Genomic DNA, 18315 nt, shown 5'->3' with positions numbered 1-18315 from the left:
AATACGAACCTTTAATTAGCACAAATGAAGAAGAGACGAAAGAATGAGGAAATGGTCCTCGGTGATCTGCTGAAAAGTTTTGTAGGCGAGAACAAGCTTGACACGAAGGGATTAAACCAGGTACAGATACGGGAAGTATGGAACAACCAGATGGGGCCTGCAATTGCAAAATACACTACCGGACTTAAACTGAAGCATGACACGCTGTTCGTGCAATTGAGTTCTTCTGTACTTAGAGAGGAATTAAGTTACGGGAAGGAAAAGATCATTAGAAACCTTAACGAGGAAATGAACCAGGAATTGGTGAGAAAATTGGTTTTACGTTAATCTACAATTATGAATAAGAGACTGAAATATTTCCTAGCCTTTTTACTGGTTTTTACCGGACTTATGATGGCAATCAATGAAATTCTAAGATATTTCTTTGAGCTGGATGGTATAGCGAATACATTAATTACAGCTCTTATTACGGTTGGCATTTCTCCACGGCTACACCCCGCAAAGGAAGGTGATAGCTATATTTTTAAATGGTCCTGGTTTACGAAACCAATTGAAATTTAGCAATTTCTCATAACAAAAAAACCCGGACTTATCAGTCCGGGTTTTTCTTTATTTGATAAGCTCTAACTAGAACATCTCTCTACCTGCGAAATGGAAAGCACCTTCAATTTGTGCATTCTCGTCACTATCACTTCCGTGAACAGCGTTCTCCCCAATACTGGTAGCATATTTTTTTCTGATAGTTCCTTCAGCAGCATCTTCTGGATTTGTAGCACCGATCAATGTTCTGAAATCTTCAACAGCATTGTCTTTCTCAAGGATCGCAGCAACAATAGGTCCGCGAGTCATGAATTCAACCAATTCTCCGAAAAATGGACGCTCATTATGCACAGCATAAAAAGTTTCAGCATCTCTCTTAGTCATGTGAGTAAGTTTCATCGCTACGATTCTAAATCCTGAAGCGGTGATTTGATCTAATATTCCACCAATATGCCCGTTTTCAACTGCATCTGGCTTAATCATGGTGAATGTTCTATTATCTGCCATTATCTGGTTTTTAAATTTGGTGCAAAAATAAATTATTTATGGGCATAAACAAGTCCTTTCTTGCAATATGTTGACTTACTGGAATTCAACGATATAATCCTGCTGTTTACGGTTATTAAGTCCGCGCATTTCCATACTTACTCTCGAATTCTCAAAGTCAAATTTCAATAAGCCAAAACTCTTTTTACTTACCACCTCTCCTACTCTATGCTCATTCGGCTCACCGTCAAAAGCTTCGTAGGTATGGGTGAGTCCGCTACTGGTGAAGTCTACCAATGGATAGCTAAGCCCATTGATTCTTTCTTCGGAAAATTCAGAAATATGCCGATCACCGCTTAACAGGATGACATTTTTTACTTCCGAAGTAACAATAACACTTTTTAGTTTTTGTGCTTCCGAAGGGAAATTACCCCAGGTTTCAAATCCGTGTTCATCTGAAAGTATCTGGATACTGGAAAGAATAATATTGAACTGCGCATTCGAAGTTTCAAGCTCATTTTGTAACCAGCTCCATTGCTGTTGGCCAAGAATGGTACCACTGTAAGGCTCATAGCGCCTGTTCGCATCACTGTTCCTAAGCAAATCATCTCGAAAATAACGGGTATCCAACATGATCACTTTTATTGAACCTTTGGGAGTCTCCAGCATCTCTGAACTATAGATACCTTCCTGGTCTCTTCTTGGATCATTTTTCGCGACACCCATGAAGTCAAGGAAATATTGCTGACTTTCTTCTTTAATCTCATAATCCTTACCTCCATCGTTCTGGCCGTAATCGTGATCATCCCAAACCCCATAGACTGGCACGCTGCTAAGTAACTTTTGATATCCGTCATTATTCTTCTGAACAGCATAAGCCTCGCTTAAAACTTCAGGAACATCTGTATCTGCATATACATTATCGCCTCCCCACAAGAAAACATCGGGTTTATTTTTAAGAATTTCATTCCATAAAGGCTGGGGTGCATCTTCCCGGTTACAGCTTCCAAAAGCAATGATATAATCTGGTTCTTTCTCCAGCTTAATGTCTTCGCTAGACCCACAGGACACAAGGCTGAATACCAATAGAAATATTAGAAATCTTTGTTTCATAGTCGTAATTTGCAAGCTCAAATTTAAGGCTTCCACTGTTTCTATAGTGTTATTATATTGTATATTTAACCTCGATTATGATAGACACAAGAATACTCGAAATCACGGCAGAACTGGCAAAGGCAGATAATATCGTGATCGTTCCGCACAAAGGACCCGATGGTGATGCGATAGGCTCTACGCTTGGATTAATGCATTTTTTAAGAGATAAAGGTCATAAAGCGAATGTTATTGCTCCTAACGATTATCCACATTTTTTAAAGTGGCTTCCAGGTAGTGAGGAAGTTTATATTTATGAGCAGCAAAAAGAAGTTTCAGATCAATTGATCGCTGAAGCTCAGATCGTTTTTACACTTGATTTTAATGATCTATCACGATGCGGCGGAATGGTAGATTCGCTTAGAGCTTCCGATGCTGTTTTCGTTATGATAGATCACCACCAGGAACCTTCAGATTACGCTCATTATACTTATAGTGATTCCACGATGAGTTCTACCTGTGAGATGGTACATAAATTCATTGAAAAGCTACGTGCTAGCAAACAGATCACTCCTGAAATTGCTACCTGCTTATACACCGGAATCATGACAGATACCGGAAGTTTCAGATTTAGCTCTACTTCCAGTGATACGCATCGTGTTATCGCAGACCTGATGGACAAAGGAGCGAAAAACTCTGAGATTCATAATAATATCTACGATACCAATTCTGGAAATAAACTGCAATTGCTTGGAACCGCACTTCAGAATTTAAAAGTGATTACAGAATTTAATACCGCTTACATCAGCCTTACACAGGAAGAGTTGGACCGTCATAATTTTAAGAAAGGTGATACCGAAGGTTTTGTAAATTATGGTTTAAGTCTGGATGGAATTAAATTTGCAGTCATTTTTATTGAGAATGAGAGTGAGAAGATCATAAAAATTAGTTTCAGGTCTAAAGGAACTTTCGATGTGAACAAATTTGCGCGGGCACATTTTGAAGGTGGCGGACATATAAATGCGGCCGGAGGAAAAAGTGATCTTTCCATGAATGATACGATCGTAAAATTTAATAAGATCCTACCTGAATACGAGCAAGAATTAACCCAATGAAAAAGTTTCTATTTCTAATAGTAATGGCAATTGCCATAGTTTCCTGTAAATCTCCTGAAGCACGTTATCCGGTTTCCCAAAGCAGTGGTTCGTATATCGATCAATCTGTAGAAAAGAACAGGGAAATGATCGCGCAGGAAGAAGATTATATCAAACAGGTAATGGGAGAAAATACCAGTACGGAATATATAACCTCAGCAGATGGATTCTGGTATTACTATAACAACAGGTCACTGGACAGTCTTAATACTGAAACTCCCGAATTTGGCGATATCGTAACCTTTGATTATAGTATCTCGACCATTGAAGGAGAAGCTATCTATGCTGAAGGTGACAAGCCTACCCGGGAATATGCTATAGATCGTGAAAAATTATTTACCGGGCTTCGCCAGGGTCTTAAGTTAATGAAAGAAGGTGAAACAGTAACATTCCTATTCCCATCTCACAAAGCATTCGGTTATTACGGAGATCAGGAACGTATTGGAAGCAATAAACCTATTAGCGCTAAAGTGACCTTACACTCTATAAAGGAAGAAGAACAATCAAACACAGAAACCAAAGAACAATAATGAGGACAAAAAGTTTATTTGTGCTTTTCGCCGTTGCGATTAGCTTATTTTCATGTAAAGAAGAATACCCGGAACTTGAAGACGGGATGTATGTTGAGTTTAACACCTCTATGGGGCCGATCATCGCTGAGCTTTATCATGAGGAAACTCCTATGACCGTTGCTAATTTCGTTTCCCTTTCTGAAGGAAGCAGCACCATGGTAGACAGTACTTTTAAAGGTAAAAAATATTATGACGGTATCGTATTTCACCGTGTGATCGATGGATTCATGATCCAGGGTGGAGATCCTATGGGAACCGGTAGCGGTGGACCGGGTTATAAATTCCCTGATGAATTCAAGGATTCTTTGAGTCATGATGAGAAAGGAATTTTATCTATGGCGAATGCAGGTCCTGGAACCAATGGGAGTCAGTTTTTTATCACTCTGGAACCGGTAATGCAGCTTGATGGCAAGCATACGGTCTTCGGAAAAGTGGTAAAAGGTATGGATGTCGTTGAAGCGATTGGAAAGACCGAAACTGGTCCTAGAGACCGTCCTGTGAAAGATATAACCATGAATGAGGTGAACATCATTAGAAAGGGAAAAGCTGCTAAGAATTTTGAGGCGCCTAAAGTTTTTGAACAGGAACTTGCAGATCTTGAAGCTGAAAATGAAGCTAAAGAAAAAGAGCTACAGGAAGTAAGATCTAAAAGAGTGGAAGAGTTTGCTGCCCTGGAAGCAAAAGCAGATTCTCTGGAAAGCGGATTAAAATTACATTTTATTACTGAAGGTGAAGGAACTCAGCCTAAGCAGGGACAAACAGTAAAAGTGAATTATGAAGGTTACTTCGCAGACGGGAAGATCTTTGACACTAATAAAAAAGAACTTGCTGAGGAATTTGGTATTTATGACCATAGAAGAGACCAGGCTATGGGTTACCAGCCAATGGATGTAGTTTATGGACCAGATGCACCAATGATCCCTGGATTTAAAGAAGCTATCCAGCAGATGCAGGTTGGTGACGAAGTTGTTGCTTTTATCCCAAGCCATTTAGGTTATGGAGAAAGAGGCTATGGCAGAGCAATTCCGCCAAACTCAGATCTTGTATTTAAGATCTCTGTAGTTGGAATTGCAGGAGAAGATCAGGAATAGTTAAAGATCAGTCATAAAAAAATCCCCCGTGCATCTGCACGGGGGATTTTTTGTTTAAAGAAAAACATTCCTAGTTCTCCGGAATATTTTTTAACACCTCTAATAAAAATTTCCAGTATTTCTGAGCAGAGCTAATACTAGCCCGTTCATCTGGTGAGTGAGCTCCGCGAATCGTTGGTCCAAAGGAGATCATATCCATTTCAGGATAATGGCTTCCAATGATGCCACATTCCAGACCTGCATGACATGCTGCAATATTTGCTTTTTCACCATTCATTCTTTCGTAGATCTCATCCAGAGTTTTTAGAATATCTGAATCACTATTCGGAGCCCATCCAGGGTATTCTCCAGACAGTTTTACATCAAAACCTGCCAGTTCAAAGACAGATTTTAGAGAATCAGCCAGATCATCACGACTGGATTCAACAGAGCTTCTTGTCAAACACTTGATCTCGATCTTCCCTTCTTCAACACTAACTTTTGCAACATTATTTGAAGCTTCTACAAGATCTTCGATCTCCGGACTCATTCTATAAACTCCGTTGTGTGCCGCTGCAAGTGCCAGCAATAGCTGTTTCTGAGAATCAATATCCATAACCTCAACTTCAGAAGGAACGTTTTGAATTTCGATCTTCATATTAGGTTCCAAAGAAGAAAATTCAGCTTTTATTAGAGTGATCCTTTTATCCAGTTCTTTTTTAAAACTTTCTTCTTCAGTTTCAGGCAAAGCAATGATCGCTTCACTTTCTCTTGGAATTGCATTTCTTAATCCTCCACCATTGATCGATGAGAGTCTAAGCTTATATTCTTCCGTAGTATTAAGAAGCAGGCGATTCATTAATTTATTAGCATTGGCCAGTCCTTTAATGATATCCATACCTGAATGTCCACCCATAAGTCCTTTGACCTTTATAGCAAAGGCACGGTAGGAATCTGGAGTGCTTTCTACTTTGTAAGTTCTGCTTGCTGTGATATCCACACCACCGGCACAACCTATACCAATTTCGTCATCCTCTTCTGTATCAAGATTCAATAAAATATCACCTTCCAGAAGATCGGGGCTTAAACCTTTCGCACCGGTCATCCCGGTTTCTTCATCTATTGTAAACAAAGCTTCGATTGCAGGGTGCTCTATAGAATCGCTTTCCAGTATCGCCATCATAGTAGCCACGCCCAGACCATTGTCGGCTCCTAACGTAGTTCCTTTTGCTCGAACCCAGTCTCCATCTACATACATCTCGATTCCCTGTGTATCAAAATCGAAGTCTGTATCATTATTTTTCTGGTGCACCATATCCAGGTGAGCCTGTAGCACAATCTTTTTTCTGTTTTCCAAACCTGTAGTAGCTGGTTTGTAGATCACTACGTTACCTACAGAGTCAACTTCGGTCTTTAAGTCAAGATCGTTACCAAATTTTTTAATGAATTCAATAACCCTTTCTTCTTTTTTGGAAGGCCGTGGCACCGCGTTAAGATCGGCGAATTTATTCCATAATATTTTTGGTTCTAATGCTCTTATTTCTTCGTTCATATCTATAATTCTTCAATTGTTTTCAAAGATACCTTTTAAGCTGCTGAAACAAAAATTCCTTGACATTCTGTATAATTTAACCGCTTTCATCTTTGCTGAAGTTAGGCCAGATATGAATTATTTGTACTTTTAAAATGTGAATAAGAAAACAACCCTCATTCTTGCGATCCTATTACCTGTTCAGGTCATATTATTGAGCTTGCTTAATAGAGGATCTCTTTTTATCGAAACCTATTATTCCAACGGAATCTACCCGGTGATCTCCAGTATTTTGAGATATAGCATCGGGATTCTACCATTTTCCCTAGGTGATCTTCTGTACGCATTATTGGTGATCTTACTACTGAAATGGATATGGAGAAGATTTAGTCAGAAATTCAAGAATCCAAAACAATGGATTCCCGATTCGCTTGCTGCATTGTCGATCATTTATTTTTGCTTTCATCTTTTCTGGGGTTTTAATTATTACCGCCAGCCATTACACAAAACTCTTGAGATTGATAATGATTATACTACCGAAGAATTAGTAACACTTTCAGAAATACTCATCAGCAGATCCAATGAACTGCATGATCATTTAGCTGAAAATGATTCGGCTTCCGTACAATTTAAACTTTCAAAAAATGAGCTCTTCCGAAGAACTATTGAAGGTTATGATCATATAGCTCTGAATTATCCTGAATTAAACTATCAAGGGAATTCACTGAAGAGATCGATTTACAGTATTCCTCTAAGCTATATGGGTTTTAACGGTTATCTAAATCCTTTGACCAACGAAGCACAGCTGAACAGTATTATTGTTCCTTACAAAATACCCACTACAGCCAGCCACGAAATAGGACATCAATTGGGTTTCGCCAAAGAAAATGAAGCAAATTTCATCGCCTGTCTGGTCACTATGAACCATACAGATCCTCATTTTAGATATTCCGGCTATACTTTTGCTTTGAGTTATTGTTTGAGTGAAATCTTCAGAAGAGATAAAGAGGAAGGAGACCGGTTACTGGAGAGCATGAACCCTGGAATCATTGAGAATTATCGGGAAGTACAGGAATTCTGGCTTGAGCATGAGAATCCATTAGAGCCAATCTTCGCTGCGACCTATAATCGCTATTTAATCGCCAATAATCAGGCCGGAGGTATGAAAAGTTACAGTTATGTGGTGGCACTACTCGTTAATTACTATAAAGATTCAAGAAACGACCTGTAGGAAGATTAACAGTTCTGCTATTTTTAGTACTTTAAGGCTCTTAAAATTTTAATCAATCTATATTTCCAAAAACTACCCACTTTTATGAAATTAAAATTTCTGCTTTTGGGAATAGTCCTGAGTGTTAGCTCTGCATATGCACAGGATTATTTCCCAAAGAACGATGGTGTTAAAACAGAAAACACCAATTACACCGTCTTTAAAAATGCCAGGATTCACGTGGATCCAAAGACAACCATTGAAAACGGAATGTTTGCCATTCAGGATGGAAAAATAACTGCTGTTGGAAAGAATATTTCTATTCCAAAAAACAGTATCGTGGTTGACCTTGCAGGAAAAGAGGTATATCCTTCTTTTATTGACCTCTATTCAAGTTTTGGAATAGGTAAACCAAAACGCGTGGAAGGTGGAAACGGTCCGCAATATGATGCTAATCGCGAAGGTTTTTACTGGAACGATCATATTCGCCCAGAAACTAATGCGGTGGCTCATTTCAAGTATGATGCTGATGAAGCCAAAAAATTGCTGGAAGCTGGATTTGGTGCTGTAAATACTCATGTTCCAGATGGAATTGTACGTGGCTCTGGAATGCTGGTTGCTTTGACTCCTGAAGTTAGCGAAGGTGACCGAATTCTTGATGACAGATCTGCACAATACCTTTCTTTTGACAAAAGCGTTCTATCAAGGCAGTCCTACCCTACTTCTCTAATGGGTGCTACTGCACTTATTAGACAAACTTATATCGATGCCGACTGGTATGCGAAAGGGAATGCGAAGAATAAAGACCTTGCTCTGGAAGCTTTAAATAACAATAAGAATCTGGTTCAGATCTTTGCGTCAGATAATTTACTAAACGAATTTAGAGCAGATAAAGTAGGTGACGAATTTGGTATCCAATACGTACTCCTGGGAAGTGGGAAAGAATACCAGCGACTGGATAAAGTAAAAAGCTCCAATGCTACGTATATAATTCCGCTAAAATTCCCTGCAGCTTTTGATGTGGAAGACCCATATCTTACTAAGCATCTTGGTCTGGAAGAAATGAGAGAATGGAATCAGGCTCCTTCAAATTTAGCTATGTTAGAAGAACAGAAGATTCCATTCACGATCACTACACATGATATCGATCCCGCTAAAGATTTCAAATCCAATTTAATGAAAGCGATGGAATTTGGATTGACCAAAGAAGCAGCTTTAGCGGCTCTAACTACTATACCTGCTAGAACACTGGGCCAGGAAGGGAAGATTGGTACGATTAAAGAAGGTGCCTGGGCAAATTTCCTGATCACTTCCGGAGACTTTTTTGATAAGGAAACGACCTTATTTGAGAACTGGATTCAGGGAGAGAAGAAGGTGCTTAATAGTATGGACGTTACCGATATAACCGGGAAATACGACCTGAAACTGGACGGAAAAACCTATACGCTGGCGATCACCGGAGAACCGGCTAAGCCAAATGCTGAAGTGACCTTAGATGAGACCAAAATTGGATCAAAACTGAGCATTTCAGAAAACTGGATGAATTTATTGATCTCTTCTCCAGACACTACTAAGACCGAATTCATTAGGCTTGTGGCGAACGTTCCAACAAATTCGAAGAATTTTTCAGGGAAGGCAATTCTACCTGGTGGCAGGGAAACCCGTTTTGAGGCTACTATGAAAGACGCCAAAAAAGAGGATGAAAAGAAAGATGAAGAGAAAAAAGAAGAGGATAATACCCGTGAGTTGATCGCGGTAACCTATCCAAATGTTGCTTATGGCTTTAAGGAAAGACCAGAGCAGGAAGATGTACTTTTCAAAAATGCTACCGTGTGGACCAGCGAAGATGAAGGTGTTCTTGAAAATACCGATGTACTTGTAAAGGACGGAAAGATCGTTAAGGTTGGAACAGACCTTAATGTCGGCAGAGCAAAAATTATCGATGCAACCGGTAAACATCTTACTGCCGGGATCATTGATGAGCATTCACATATCGCAGCATCAGATATTAATGAAGCAGGCCATAATTCTTCTGCTGAAGTGACTATGGAAGATGTAGTTGATCCTACAGATATCAATATTTACCGTAACCTGGCTGGTGGTGTTACGACCATTCAGTTATTACATGGATCTGCAAACCCAATTGGAGGTAGATCTGCGATCCTGAAATTAAAATGGGGAGCTCCTGCAGATGATTTGATCTTCGAACAGGCTCCGCCTTTTATAAAATTTGCACTCGGCGAAAACGTAAAACAATCAAACTGGAGTGGAAATCGCTTTCCGCAGACAAGAATGGGTGTGGAACAGGTATTTATAGATTACTTCAGTCGAGCTAAGGCTTATGAAAAAGAGAAGCAGGCTGCAGGAGACAATTTCAGAAAAGATCTTGAAATGGAAACTCTTGTGGAGATCCTTAATGGCGAACGTTTTATCACTTCCCATTCTTATATCCAGAGTGAGATCAATATGTTGATGAATGTTGCTGAAATGTTCGATTTTAATATCAACACGTTCACTCACATCCTTGAAGGTTACAAGGTGGCAGATAAAATGAAAGAACACGGTGTTGGAGCTTCAACATTCTCAGACTGGTGGGCCTACAAATACGAAGTGAACGATGCTATCCCTTATAATGCAGCGATCATGAACGATGTTGGCATCACCGTAGCTATTAATAGTGATGATGCCGAAATGAGTCGCAGACTTAACCAGGAAGCTGCTAAAAGTGTGAAGTATGGTGGAATGAGCGAAGAAGACGCCTGGAAAATGGTTACGATCAATCCTGCAAAATTACTACATGTAGATGATTTAGTTGGTAGTATCAAAACCGGAAAACAGGCAGATCTTGTCCTTTGGAATGATCATCCACTTTCTATTTATGCGGTTCCGGAGAAAACAATGGTAGAAGGTGTTGTTTATTTTGATAAGGATAGAGATCTGGAACTTCGCAAGGAAATTCAGAAAGAAAGAAGCAGTCTTGTAAGCCAAATGCTGAAGGAAAAGAACAGTGGAGTTAAAACACAACCAGTGAAAAAGAAAGAAAAGCAGCATGTACACTGTGATCTTTTAGAAGCTGTAAAATAATATATTGAAGATGAAAAAATTAAATTTATATATAGGATTGCTGAGCTTACTTTTCTGCGGAAATAGTTTTGCACAGCAAACCCCGGCACCAGAACAGGCGGAAGCTATCAGCATTGTTGGTGCTACCGCTCATATTGGAAATGGTGAAGTAATCGAGAATAGCCTAATTATTCTTGAGGACGGCAAAATTACTGAGATCATAGCCGCAGACCTCACCAAAAGACAATATCCAGGCAAACAGATCGATGCTACAGGAAAACATGTATATCCAGGAATTATAGCTCCGAATACCACGCTTGGACTGGTAGAGATCGCTTCTGTAAAAGCTACGGAAGATCAGGATGAAATGGGTGATATGCTTCCCAATGTAAGAAGCCTGATCGCCTATAATACAGAAAGTAAGATCGTAGAATCCATGAGACCAAACGGTGTACTTCTGGGACAGGTGGTTCCTCGAGGCGGGTTGATCTCCGGAACTTCTTCCATCGTACAATTTGATGCATGGAACTGGGAAGATGCTACTGTAAAAGCTGATGATGGTCTGCATATCAACTGGCCCGATTCATTTAGACGTGGTCGCTGGTGGAGAGGTGAAGACCCGGGGCTTAAGCCTAATAAAGAGTATACCGAAGAAATTCAGAAATTATCAGATTTCTTCGCTTCCTCAAAAGCTTATTTAAATGGTCATAGAAATGATCAAAACCTGCCATTCTTAGCCATGGAAAAAATTTTTAGCGGAGATAAAAAGGTATTTATACACGCTGATGGTGAAAAAGAAATCCTGGATATTATTCAGTTCAAAAAAGAAAATGAGCTTTCTTCTGTAGTAATTGTTGGAGGTTACGACGCGCTTGCGATCGCTTCAGAATTGAAAAATGCAGAGATCCCGGTATTGGTGAACAGACCACACAGCACTCCAGATAATGCTTACGAAGATTACGACCAGCCATATAAACTGGCAAAATTACTGCATGATGCAGGAGTCGTGGTTGGATTGGAAAGCAGCGGACAAATGGAACGTATGAATACCAGAAATCTACCTTTCTATGCTGGAACGGTAGCTGCATTTGGTATGGACAAAGAAGATGCTCTAAGTCTTATTACTGCCAACAATGCAAAGATCCTTGGAATTGATAGTGATTACGGAACTCTCGAAAAAGGGAAATCTGCGACTCTTTTCATTTCTGAAGGTGATGCACTCGATATGCGTACCAATATTCTATCTCATGCATTTATAGACGGAAGGGAACTAAGCCTGGAGACACATCAAACTGAACTTTGGAAACGCTATTCCAAAAAATACAGCGAGCAGGAATCCAAGTAATTAAACTAATTTCAAAGTTGCCCGAAGGACTGGAATGGAAATGCTGCGAAGCTTCCACTCTACTCTTCGGGCAACTTTTTTTATGCCTAATATCTACTTACTTTTGCAAATATGTTGAAAAAAATCACCAGTCTGCAGAACAAGGAAGTGAAGTGGCTGCTTCAATTGCAGGAAAAATCAAGAATTAGAAGAAAGGAAAATGCATTTCTTGTTGAGGGCTTGAGGGAAACAAGTCTTGCCGTAGCGCATCACTATGAACTGCTTCACCTGTATTATGTTCCTGAAAAGATAGAATTTCAGGAGGTGCTTGATCTTGTAAAGAAAGGCGATCAACATACAGAACAGATCACTGAACTTTCCCAGGAAGTATACGAGAAAATCGCTTATAGAGGTAGTACCGAAGGAGTCATTGCCGTTTTTCGTACCCTTGAAAATAAACTGGAAGATTTAGACTTCATCTCAACCTCTCCTTTGATATTGGTCGCTGAAGCACCGGAAAAACCAGGAAATATTGGCGCTATCCTAAGGACTGCCGATGCTGCTGCGGTAGACGCGGTCATTATTGCAAACCCTAAAACAGATCTCTATAATCCGAATATCATCAGAAGTAGCGTAGGTTGTGTTTTCACAAACAGGATTGCCACCGGGGAAACTTCAGAAATCATAGAATTTCTTCGGAATAAGAATATTAATGTTTATGCAGCCATTTTACAGGCCGCCAAACCTTACCACGAAGTTGATTTGAAAGGACCAACCGCAATTGTCGTGGGAACCGAAGCCACAGGGCTTAGCGAAGAATGGCGCGAACAATCTCTTCAGAATATTATTATTCCCATGCAGGGTGCTATCGATAGTATGAACGTATCGGTCGCAGCTGGTATTCTCATTTTTGAAGCACGAAGACAACGGGGCTTTAATCTTTAAACTTTATAATTTGCAAGCTGAAACTCTTTATTATACCATCCTAGGAGTCGTGATCGCTGATTTTCTTTTCGACACCCTCCTTGATACGTTGAATGCCAAACATTTCGATGATCCTATACCCGCGGAACTGACAGATGTGTACGATGATGAGAAGTACGAAAAGTCTCAGCAATACAAAAAAGAACGTTTTAAGTTTGGCCTGCTCTCCTCTGGTTTTTCAGTAATTCTTACGATACTTTTTCTGGTTTTCGAAGGCTTTGCCGCGGTAGATGTTATTGCACGTGAGTTTTCAAGCAATCCTATTGTGATAGCTCTTATATTCTTCGGCATCATCATCATTGGCAGTGACCTGCTTACAACCCCTTTTTCCTGGTATAGCACCTTTGTAATTGAAGAAAAATATGGATTTAATAAGACCAGTGCTAAAACATTTATAATAGATAAATTAAAAGGTCTCTTAATGACCATGATCGTGGGTGGTGGGATCTTAGCTTTGATCGTTTGGTTCTATCAAATAGCAGGTGAAGATTTCTGGTGGTATGCATGGATAGTAGTATCTGTCTTCGCTGTTTTCATGAATATGTTCTATGCAAAATTGATCGTTCCGCTTTTTAATAAGCAAACCGCTCTGGAATCAGGTAGTTTGAGAACTAAAATCGAAGCTTATGCGCAGAAAGTAGGATTCCAGCTGGATAATATCTTTGTAGTCGATGGCTCCAAACGTTCCACTAAAGCCAATGCTTATTTTTCCGGTTTTGGTTCAGAAAAAAGAATTACCTTATATGACACTTTGATCAATGATCTGGATGAAGAAGAGATCGTCGCAGTCCTGGCACACGAGGTTGGTCATTATAAAAAGAAACATATTGTTTTCAATTTAATTGCTTCAATAGCTACTACAGGATTCACTTTATGGCTACTATCCTTGTTTGTAGGTAGTCCCGTACTATCTTCAGCATTAAGCGTAAGCGATCCAAGTTTTCATATTGGCCTGATTGCCTTCGGAATATTATATAGTCCGATTTCAGAAGTAACCGGTCTTGTTATGAATTACATTTCGAGAAAGTTTGAATACCAGGCTGATGATTATGCGAGTAAAACCTACAACGCACAATACCTGATAAGTAGTTTAAAAAAGTTATCCGGAAATACATTGAGCAACTTAACTCCTCATAAAATCTATATTTTCGTACATTACTCACACCCGAGTTTACTGCAAAGATTTCAGAATTTGAAGGCACGTATTTAGTTGTTTACTTTTTATCTTAATTGTACTTTTAACTTATGACCGAGGCTGCGATAGAAAAAGAGAACAAGCAAATTGCAAGGCAATACAAGGAATTGCTACGCATAAGCTACCAAACCCTTTCCGAAGATGACAAGAAACTCATTCGAAAGGCGTTTGATACTGCGGTAGATGCACATAAGGATCAGCGCAGAAAATCTGGTGAAGCTTATATTTTCCATCCAATAGCGGTCGCGAAAATAGTAGCTTCAGAGATTGGACTGGATGCAACTTCGATCGCTGCTGCACTTTTGCATGATGTGGTGGAAGACACGGAATACACCCTTACTAACATCGAAAAAATGTTTGGGGAGACCGTGGCCAAGATCGTCGACGGACTCACCAAAATTTCCAGTCTTAAAAAAGATAAGGATGTTTCGCTACAGGCGGAAAACTTCCGTAAAATGCTGCTTACGCTCAACGATGATGTTCGCGTTATTATTATCAAGATTGCAGACCGCTTACATAATATGCAAACGATGGATGCCATGCGTCCTGATAAGCAGATTAAAATTGCTTCGGAAACCTTATATATTTATGCTCCTCTCGCACACAGGATTGGACTTTACAACATAAAAACCGAATTGGAGGATCTTGGTTTAAAGTATACAGATCCTGAAGTATACCACGATATCTTAAAGAAGATCAAGGAAAGTAAGGAAGATCAGGATAATTATATCAAGGCATTTAGCCGCGTGATCGAGGATTCTCTGGACAAGGAATCCCTGGACTATAGTATTAAAGGGAGACCAAAATCCATTTATTCCATCAACCGGAAGATCCAGACTCAGAATATTAGTTTTGACGAGATCTATGATAAGTTTGCGATTAGGATCATTTATAAAAGTGAACCATCACAGGAGAAATTCCTGGCGTGGAAGATCTATTCCATAGTAACCGATCACTTCCGTCCCAACCCTACTAGATTAAGAGACTGGATCTCATCTCCAAAATCTACAGGATACGAAGCTCTGCATATTACTGTAATGGGACCAAAAGGCAGATGGGTGGAAGTACAGATTCGAAGTGAACGAATGAATGAGATCGCAGAGAAAGGGTATGCGGCTCACTATAAATACAAACAGGGGGATGACAATAAAGAGGAACGAGGTTTTGAAGAATGGGTAACCAGACTTCAGGAAGCACTTGAGAATCCAGATGTGAATGCCGTTGACTTTGTAGAACAGTTCAAACTTAACCTGTATTCAAAAGAGATTTTTGTCTTTACACCTCAGGGAGATCTTAAATCTCTTCCGAAGGGATCCACACCATTAGACTTTGCTTTCAGCATTCATACAGAAATTGGATTGCGAACTCGAGGTGCTCGTGTAAATAGCAAACTGGTTCCTTTAAGTCACGAATTAAAAAGTGGCGACCAGGTGGAAATTATCACTTCAGATAATGCTCAGCCTAATGTGAACTGGCTGGATTATGCAACTACCGCAAGAGCCCGTGCAAAGATCAAATCTTCCTTGAAAGATGAGAAGAAAGAGATCGCAGAGGAAGGAAAGGCTGTGCTGGCAAGGAAACTAAAAGCTCAGAAAATTCAGTTTAATGAGAAGTCCATCAACGAACTTGTTGTATTCTTTAATCTGAAAACGAGTCTTGATCTTTTCTATCGCGTAGGTATTGGAAAGATCGACAATCAGTTGCTTAAGGATTTCGCAAATTCCCGAAGCAATTCTCTGGTTAGCTATTTCAAAAGTAAGATCAAAAAACCACAGGTAGCAGCCGATATTAATAAGGATGAGATCACTGCTAAGTATGATCAACTGGTGTTTGGTAAGGAAGAAGAGAAACTGGATTATAAATTAGCGAATTGCTGTAATCCTATTCCAGGAGATACCGTCTTCGGATTCATTTCTGTAAACGACGGCATTAAGGTTCATAAGAAAGATTGTCCAAATGCATTGCAACTACAATCCAATTACGCCTACAGGATCATCCAGGCGAAATGGATTGACAGTTCTCAACAGGACTTCCAGTCGGTCATTAAATTACAGGGAATTGATAATCTTGGATTGGTAAGTGAGATAACTAAAGAGATCTCAAGTAACATGGGTGTGAATATGAAAAACCTGAATTTTGACAGTTCAGATGGTATTTTCAATGGAAGAATTACGCTGGTGGTGAAGAACAATAATAACCTGAATACGATCATCCAGCGACTGAAAAAAATTAACGGCATAGACAAGGTAAGCCGTGAATAAACTTTTACCTTTGCAAGGCAATTATGAGCAAAAAAGTCGTAAATAAAAACGATCAGGCGGTCGTAAAAAACGTTTTCACGAAGTATCTTGAAGACAAGGGACATCGGAAAACACCCGAACGTTTCGCTATTCTTCAGGAGATCTATAATTCTGAAGATCATTTCGATATTGAGTCTTTGTATATAATGATGAAGAACAAGAAATATCGGGTGAGCCGGGCAACACTATACAACACGATCGAACTCCTACTGGAGTGCGGACTGGTTAGAAAACATCAGTTTGGGCAGAATCAGTCACAATACGAGAAATCATATTTTGACCGGCAGCACGATCATATCATACTTACAGATACAGGAGAAGTTATTGAATTCTGCGATCCAAGGATACAAAGTATCAAGCAAACGATCGAAGAAGTTTTTGATATTGAAATCAATAAACACTCTCTGTATTTCTACGGAAACAAAAAATCAACCAACTAAGTTTAAGAATTCATGGCTGTAGATTTACTACTAGGTCTTCAATGGGGTGACGAAGGAAAAGGCAAAATTGTCGATGTACTTACCTCCAAATACGATATTATTGCCAGATTCCAGGGTGGTCCAAATGCAGGACATACTTTGGAGTTTGATGGACAAAAACACGTTTTACACACGATACCTTCAGGAATATTTCATGATGATAGCATCAATCTTGTTGGAAACGGCGTAGTGATAGACCCGGTAATCTTTAAAAAAGAACTGGACAATCTTGCCAAACATGGAATAGATTATAAGTCTAAACTATTAATCTCCAGAAAGGCACATCTTATTCTTCCAACCCATAGATTGCTTGACGCTGCTTCTGAAGCTTCAAAAGGCAAAGCTAAGATTGGGTCTACTTTAAAAGGAATTGGTCCAACTTATATGGATAAAACCGGTAGAAATGGTTTACGTGTAGGAGATCTGGAAATGGCAGACTGGCAGGATCGCTATCGTGCACTTGCAGATAAGCATGAAAAGATGATCGCATTCTATGATGTGGATGTACAGTATGATCTTAAGGAACTCGAAAAAGAATTCCGTACTGCGATTGAAACTTTGAAAGAACTTACTTTTATTGACAGTGAAGATTACCTTCACAAGTCTATGAAAAATGGAAAATCAATCCTTGCTGAAGGTGCCCAGGGCTCTTTACTGGATATTGATTTTGGAACATACCCATTTGTAACCTCTTCCAACACTACTGCGGCCGGTGCATGTACCGGGCTTGGAGTAGCACCACGCGAGATCGGGGAAGCATTTGGAATTTTTAAAGCCTATACCACCAGAGTTGGTAGCGGCCCATTCCCTACTGAACTTTTCGATGAGACAGGAGAAAAGATGGGACGAATAGGTAATGAATTTGGAGCTACTACAGGACGAAAGAGAAGATGTGGATGGCTGGATCTGGTTGCATTGAAATATGCGGTCCAGGTAAATGGGATCACCCAGTTGATTATGATGAAAGGTGACGTACTTAGTGGTTTTGATACTTTAAAGGTATGTACCGCCTATAAATACAAAGGTGAAACTATTGATCATCTACCATTTAATATAGAACCTGAAAATCTTGAGCCGGTCTATACCGAGATGAAAGGCTGGAAAGAAGATCTTACTAAAATGACTGATGCCAGCACGCTTCCAAAAGAATTCAACGACTACGTTGAGTACCTTGAGCGAGAACTGGAAACACCAATTACCATTGTATCGGTAGGTCCAGACAGAAGTCAGACGATTCAAAGAAGCTAATACAAAGTTATTTTATATATCAAAAAGCCCCTGTGTGGGGCTTTTTTTGTTTTTTATTTCTACAAGA

Annotated in this window: 16 protein-coding genes; 13 read left to right on the top strand and 3 right to left on the bottom strand. The window is 39.6% G+C overall.

Going from position 1 to position 18315, the window contains the following annotated elements:
- The first annotated feature begins 24 nt into the window (after positions 1-24).
- Positions 25-327 (top strand): DUF721 domain-containing protein, encoded by a 303-nt coding sequence (locus QZ620_RS09195; protein ID WP_295180969.1) that lies wholly within the window; start codon positions 25-27, stop codon positions 325-327.
- 9 nt (positions 328-336) lie between these two features.
- Positions 337-561, top strand: a complete 225-nt coding sequence (locus tag QZ620_RS09190; protein WP_295180968.1) for a hypothetical protein — start codon at positions 337-339, stop codon at positions 559-561.
- Positions 562-627: 66 nt separating this feature from the next.
- On the opposite strand, the gene QZ620_RS09185 is transcribed toward QZ620_RS09190, so the two are convergent.
- Complete coding sequence (locus tag QZ620_RS09185) at positions 628-1047, bottom strand: nucleoside-diphosphate kinase (protein ID WP_141878257.1); 420 nt, start codon at positions 1045-1047, stop codon at positions 628-630.
- A gap of 75 nt (positions 1048-1122) precedes the next feature.
- Positions 1123-2139, bottom strand: coding sequence for an alkaline phosphatase D family protein (locus QZ620_RS09180; protein WP_295180964.1), 1017 nt, complete (start codon positions 2137-2139; stop codon positions 1123-1125).
- A 77-nt stretch (positions 2140-2216) separates the two neighbouring features.
- Here QZ620_RS09180 and QZ620_RS09175 point away from each other — a divergent pair, with 77 nt between their 5' ends.
- Genes QZ620_RS09175 through QZ620_RS09165 form a run of 3 tightly spaced genes read left to right on the top strand, consistent with a single transcriptional unit; the run spans position 2217 to position 4935 of the window.
- Entirely contained in the window at positions 2217-3233 is a 1017-nt protein-coding gene (locus tag QZ620_RS09175) for a bifunctional oligoribonuclease/PAP phosphatase NrnA (RefSeq protein ID WP_295180962.1), read from the top strand.
- Positions 3230-3802, top strand: a complete 573-nt coding sequence (gene gldI / locus QZ620_RS09170; protein WP_295180960.1) for a gliding motility-associated peptidyl-prolyl isomerase GldI — start codon at positions 3230-3232, stop codon at positions 3800-3802. Before QZ620_RS09175 ends, gldI begins: the two co-directional genes overlap by 4 nt.
- Positions 3802-4935 (top strand): peptidylprolyl isomerase, encoded by a 1134-nt coding sequence (locus QZ620_RS09165; RefSeq protein ID WP_295180957.1) that lies wholly within the window; start codon positions 3802-3804, stop codon positions 4933-4935. The genes gldI and QZ620_RS09165 overlap by 1 nt, the downstream gene beginning before the upstream one ends.
- A 70-nt stretch (positions 4936-5005) precedes the next feature.
- Here QZ620_RS09165 and QZ620_RS09160 read toward each other — a convergent pair whose 3' ends face one another.
- Entirely contained in the window at positions 5006-6466 is a 1461-nt protein-coding gene (locus QZ620_RS09160) for an aminoacyl-histidine dipeptidase (RefSeq protein WP_295180955.1), read from the bottom strand.
- A 136-nt stretch (positions 6467-6602) separates the two neighbouring features.
- On the opposite strand from QZ620_RS09160, the gene QZ620_RS09155 reads away from it, so the two are divergent.
- The 8 genes from QZ620_RS09155 (at position 6603) to QZ620_RS09120 (ending at position 18248) form a co-directional block, all read left to right on the top strand.
- Entirely contained in the window at positions 6603-7676 is a 1074-nt protein-coding gene (locus tag QZ620_RS09155; RefSeq protein ID WP_295180953.1) for a DUF3810 domain-containing protein, read from the top strand.
- Positions 7677-7760: 84 nt separating this feature from the next.
- Entirely contained in the window at positions 7761-10739 is a 2979-nt protein-coding gene (locus tag QZ620_RS09150; RefSeq protein ID WP_295180951.1) for an amidohydrolase family protein, read from the top strand.
- A gap of 10 nt (positions 10740-10749) precedes the next feature.
- Complete coding sequence (locus tag QZ620_RS09145) at positions 10750-12063, top strand: amidohydrolase family protein (protein ID WP_295180949.1); 1314 nt, start codon at positions 10750-10752, stop codon at positions 12061-12063.
- A gap of 111 nt (positions 12064-12174) precedes the next feature.
- Positions 12175-12987: a TrmH family RNA methyltransferase gene (locus tag QZ620_RS09140; RefSeq protein ID WP_295180947.1), complete on the top strand. Its 813-nt coding sequence runs from the start codon at positions 12175-12177 to the stop codon at positions 12985-12987.
- A gap of 10 nt (positions 12988-12997) precedes the next feature.
- Positions 12998-14236, top strand: a complete 1239-nt coding sequence (locus QZ620_RS09135) for a M48 family metallopeptidase (protein ID WP_295180945.1) — start codon at positions 12998-13000, stop codon at positions 14234-14236.
- A 35-nt stretch (positions 14237-14271) separates the two neighbouring features.
- The gene (locus tag QZ620_RS09130; protein WP_295180943.1) at positions 14272-16482 is read left to right on the top strand and encodes a RelA/SpoT family protein; all 2211 of its coding nucleotides are present in this window, start codon (positions 14272-14274) and stop codon (positions 16480-16482) included.
- Positions 16483-16505: 23 nt separating this feature from the next.
- A complete protein-coding gene (locus tag QZ620_RS09125) occupies positions 16506-16961 on the top strand; it encodes a Fur family transcriptional regulator (RefSeq protein WP_141878269.1) in 456 nt (151 codons plus the stop codon).
- Between the two features lie 12 nt (positions 16962-16973).
- A complete protein-coding gene (locus tag QZ620_RS09120; protein WP_295180940.1) occupies positions 16974-18248 on the top strand; it encodes an adenylosuccinate synthase in 1275 nt (424 codons plus the stop codon).
- Positions 18249-18315 lie beyond the last annotated feature (67 nt).

Source organism: uncultured Christiangramia sp. (assembly GCF_913046405.1).
Lineage (GTDB): Bacteria > Bacteroidota > Bacteroidia > Flavobacteriales > Flavobacteriaceae > Christiangramia > Christiangramia marina.
The sequence above is the reverse complement of the archived record's forward strand: the minus strand, read 5'-3'. Positions and strand labels throughout refer to the sequence as shown.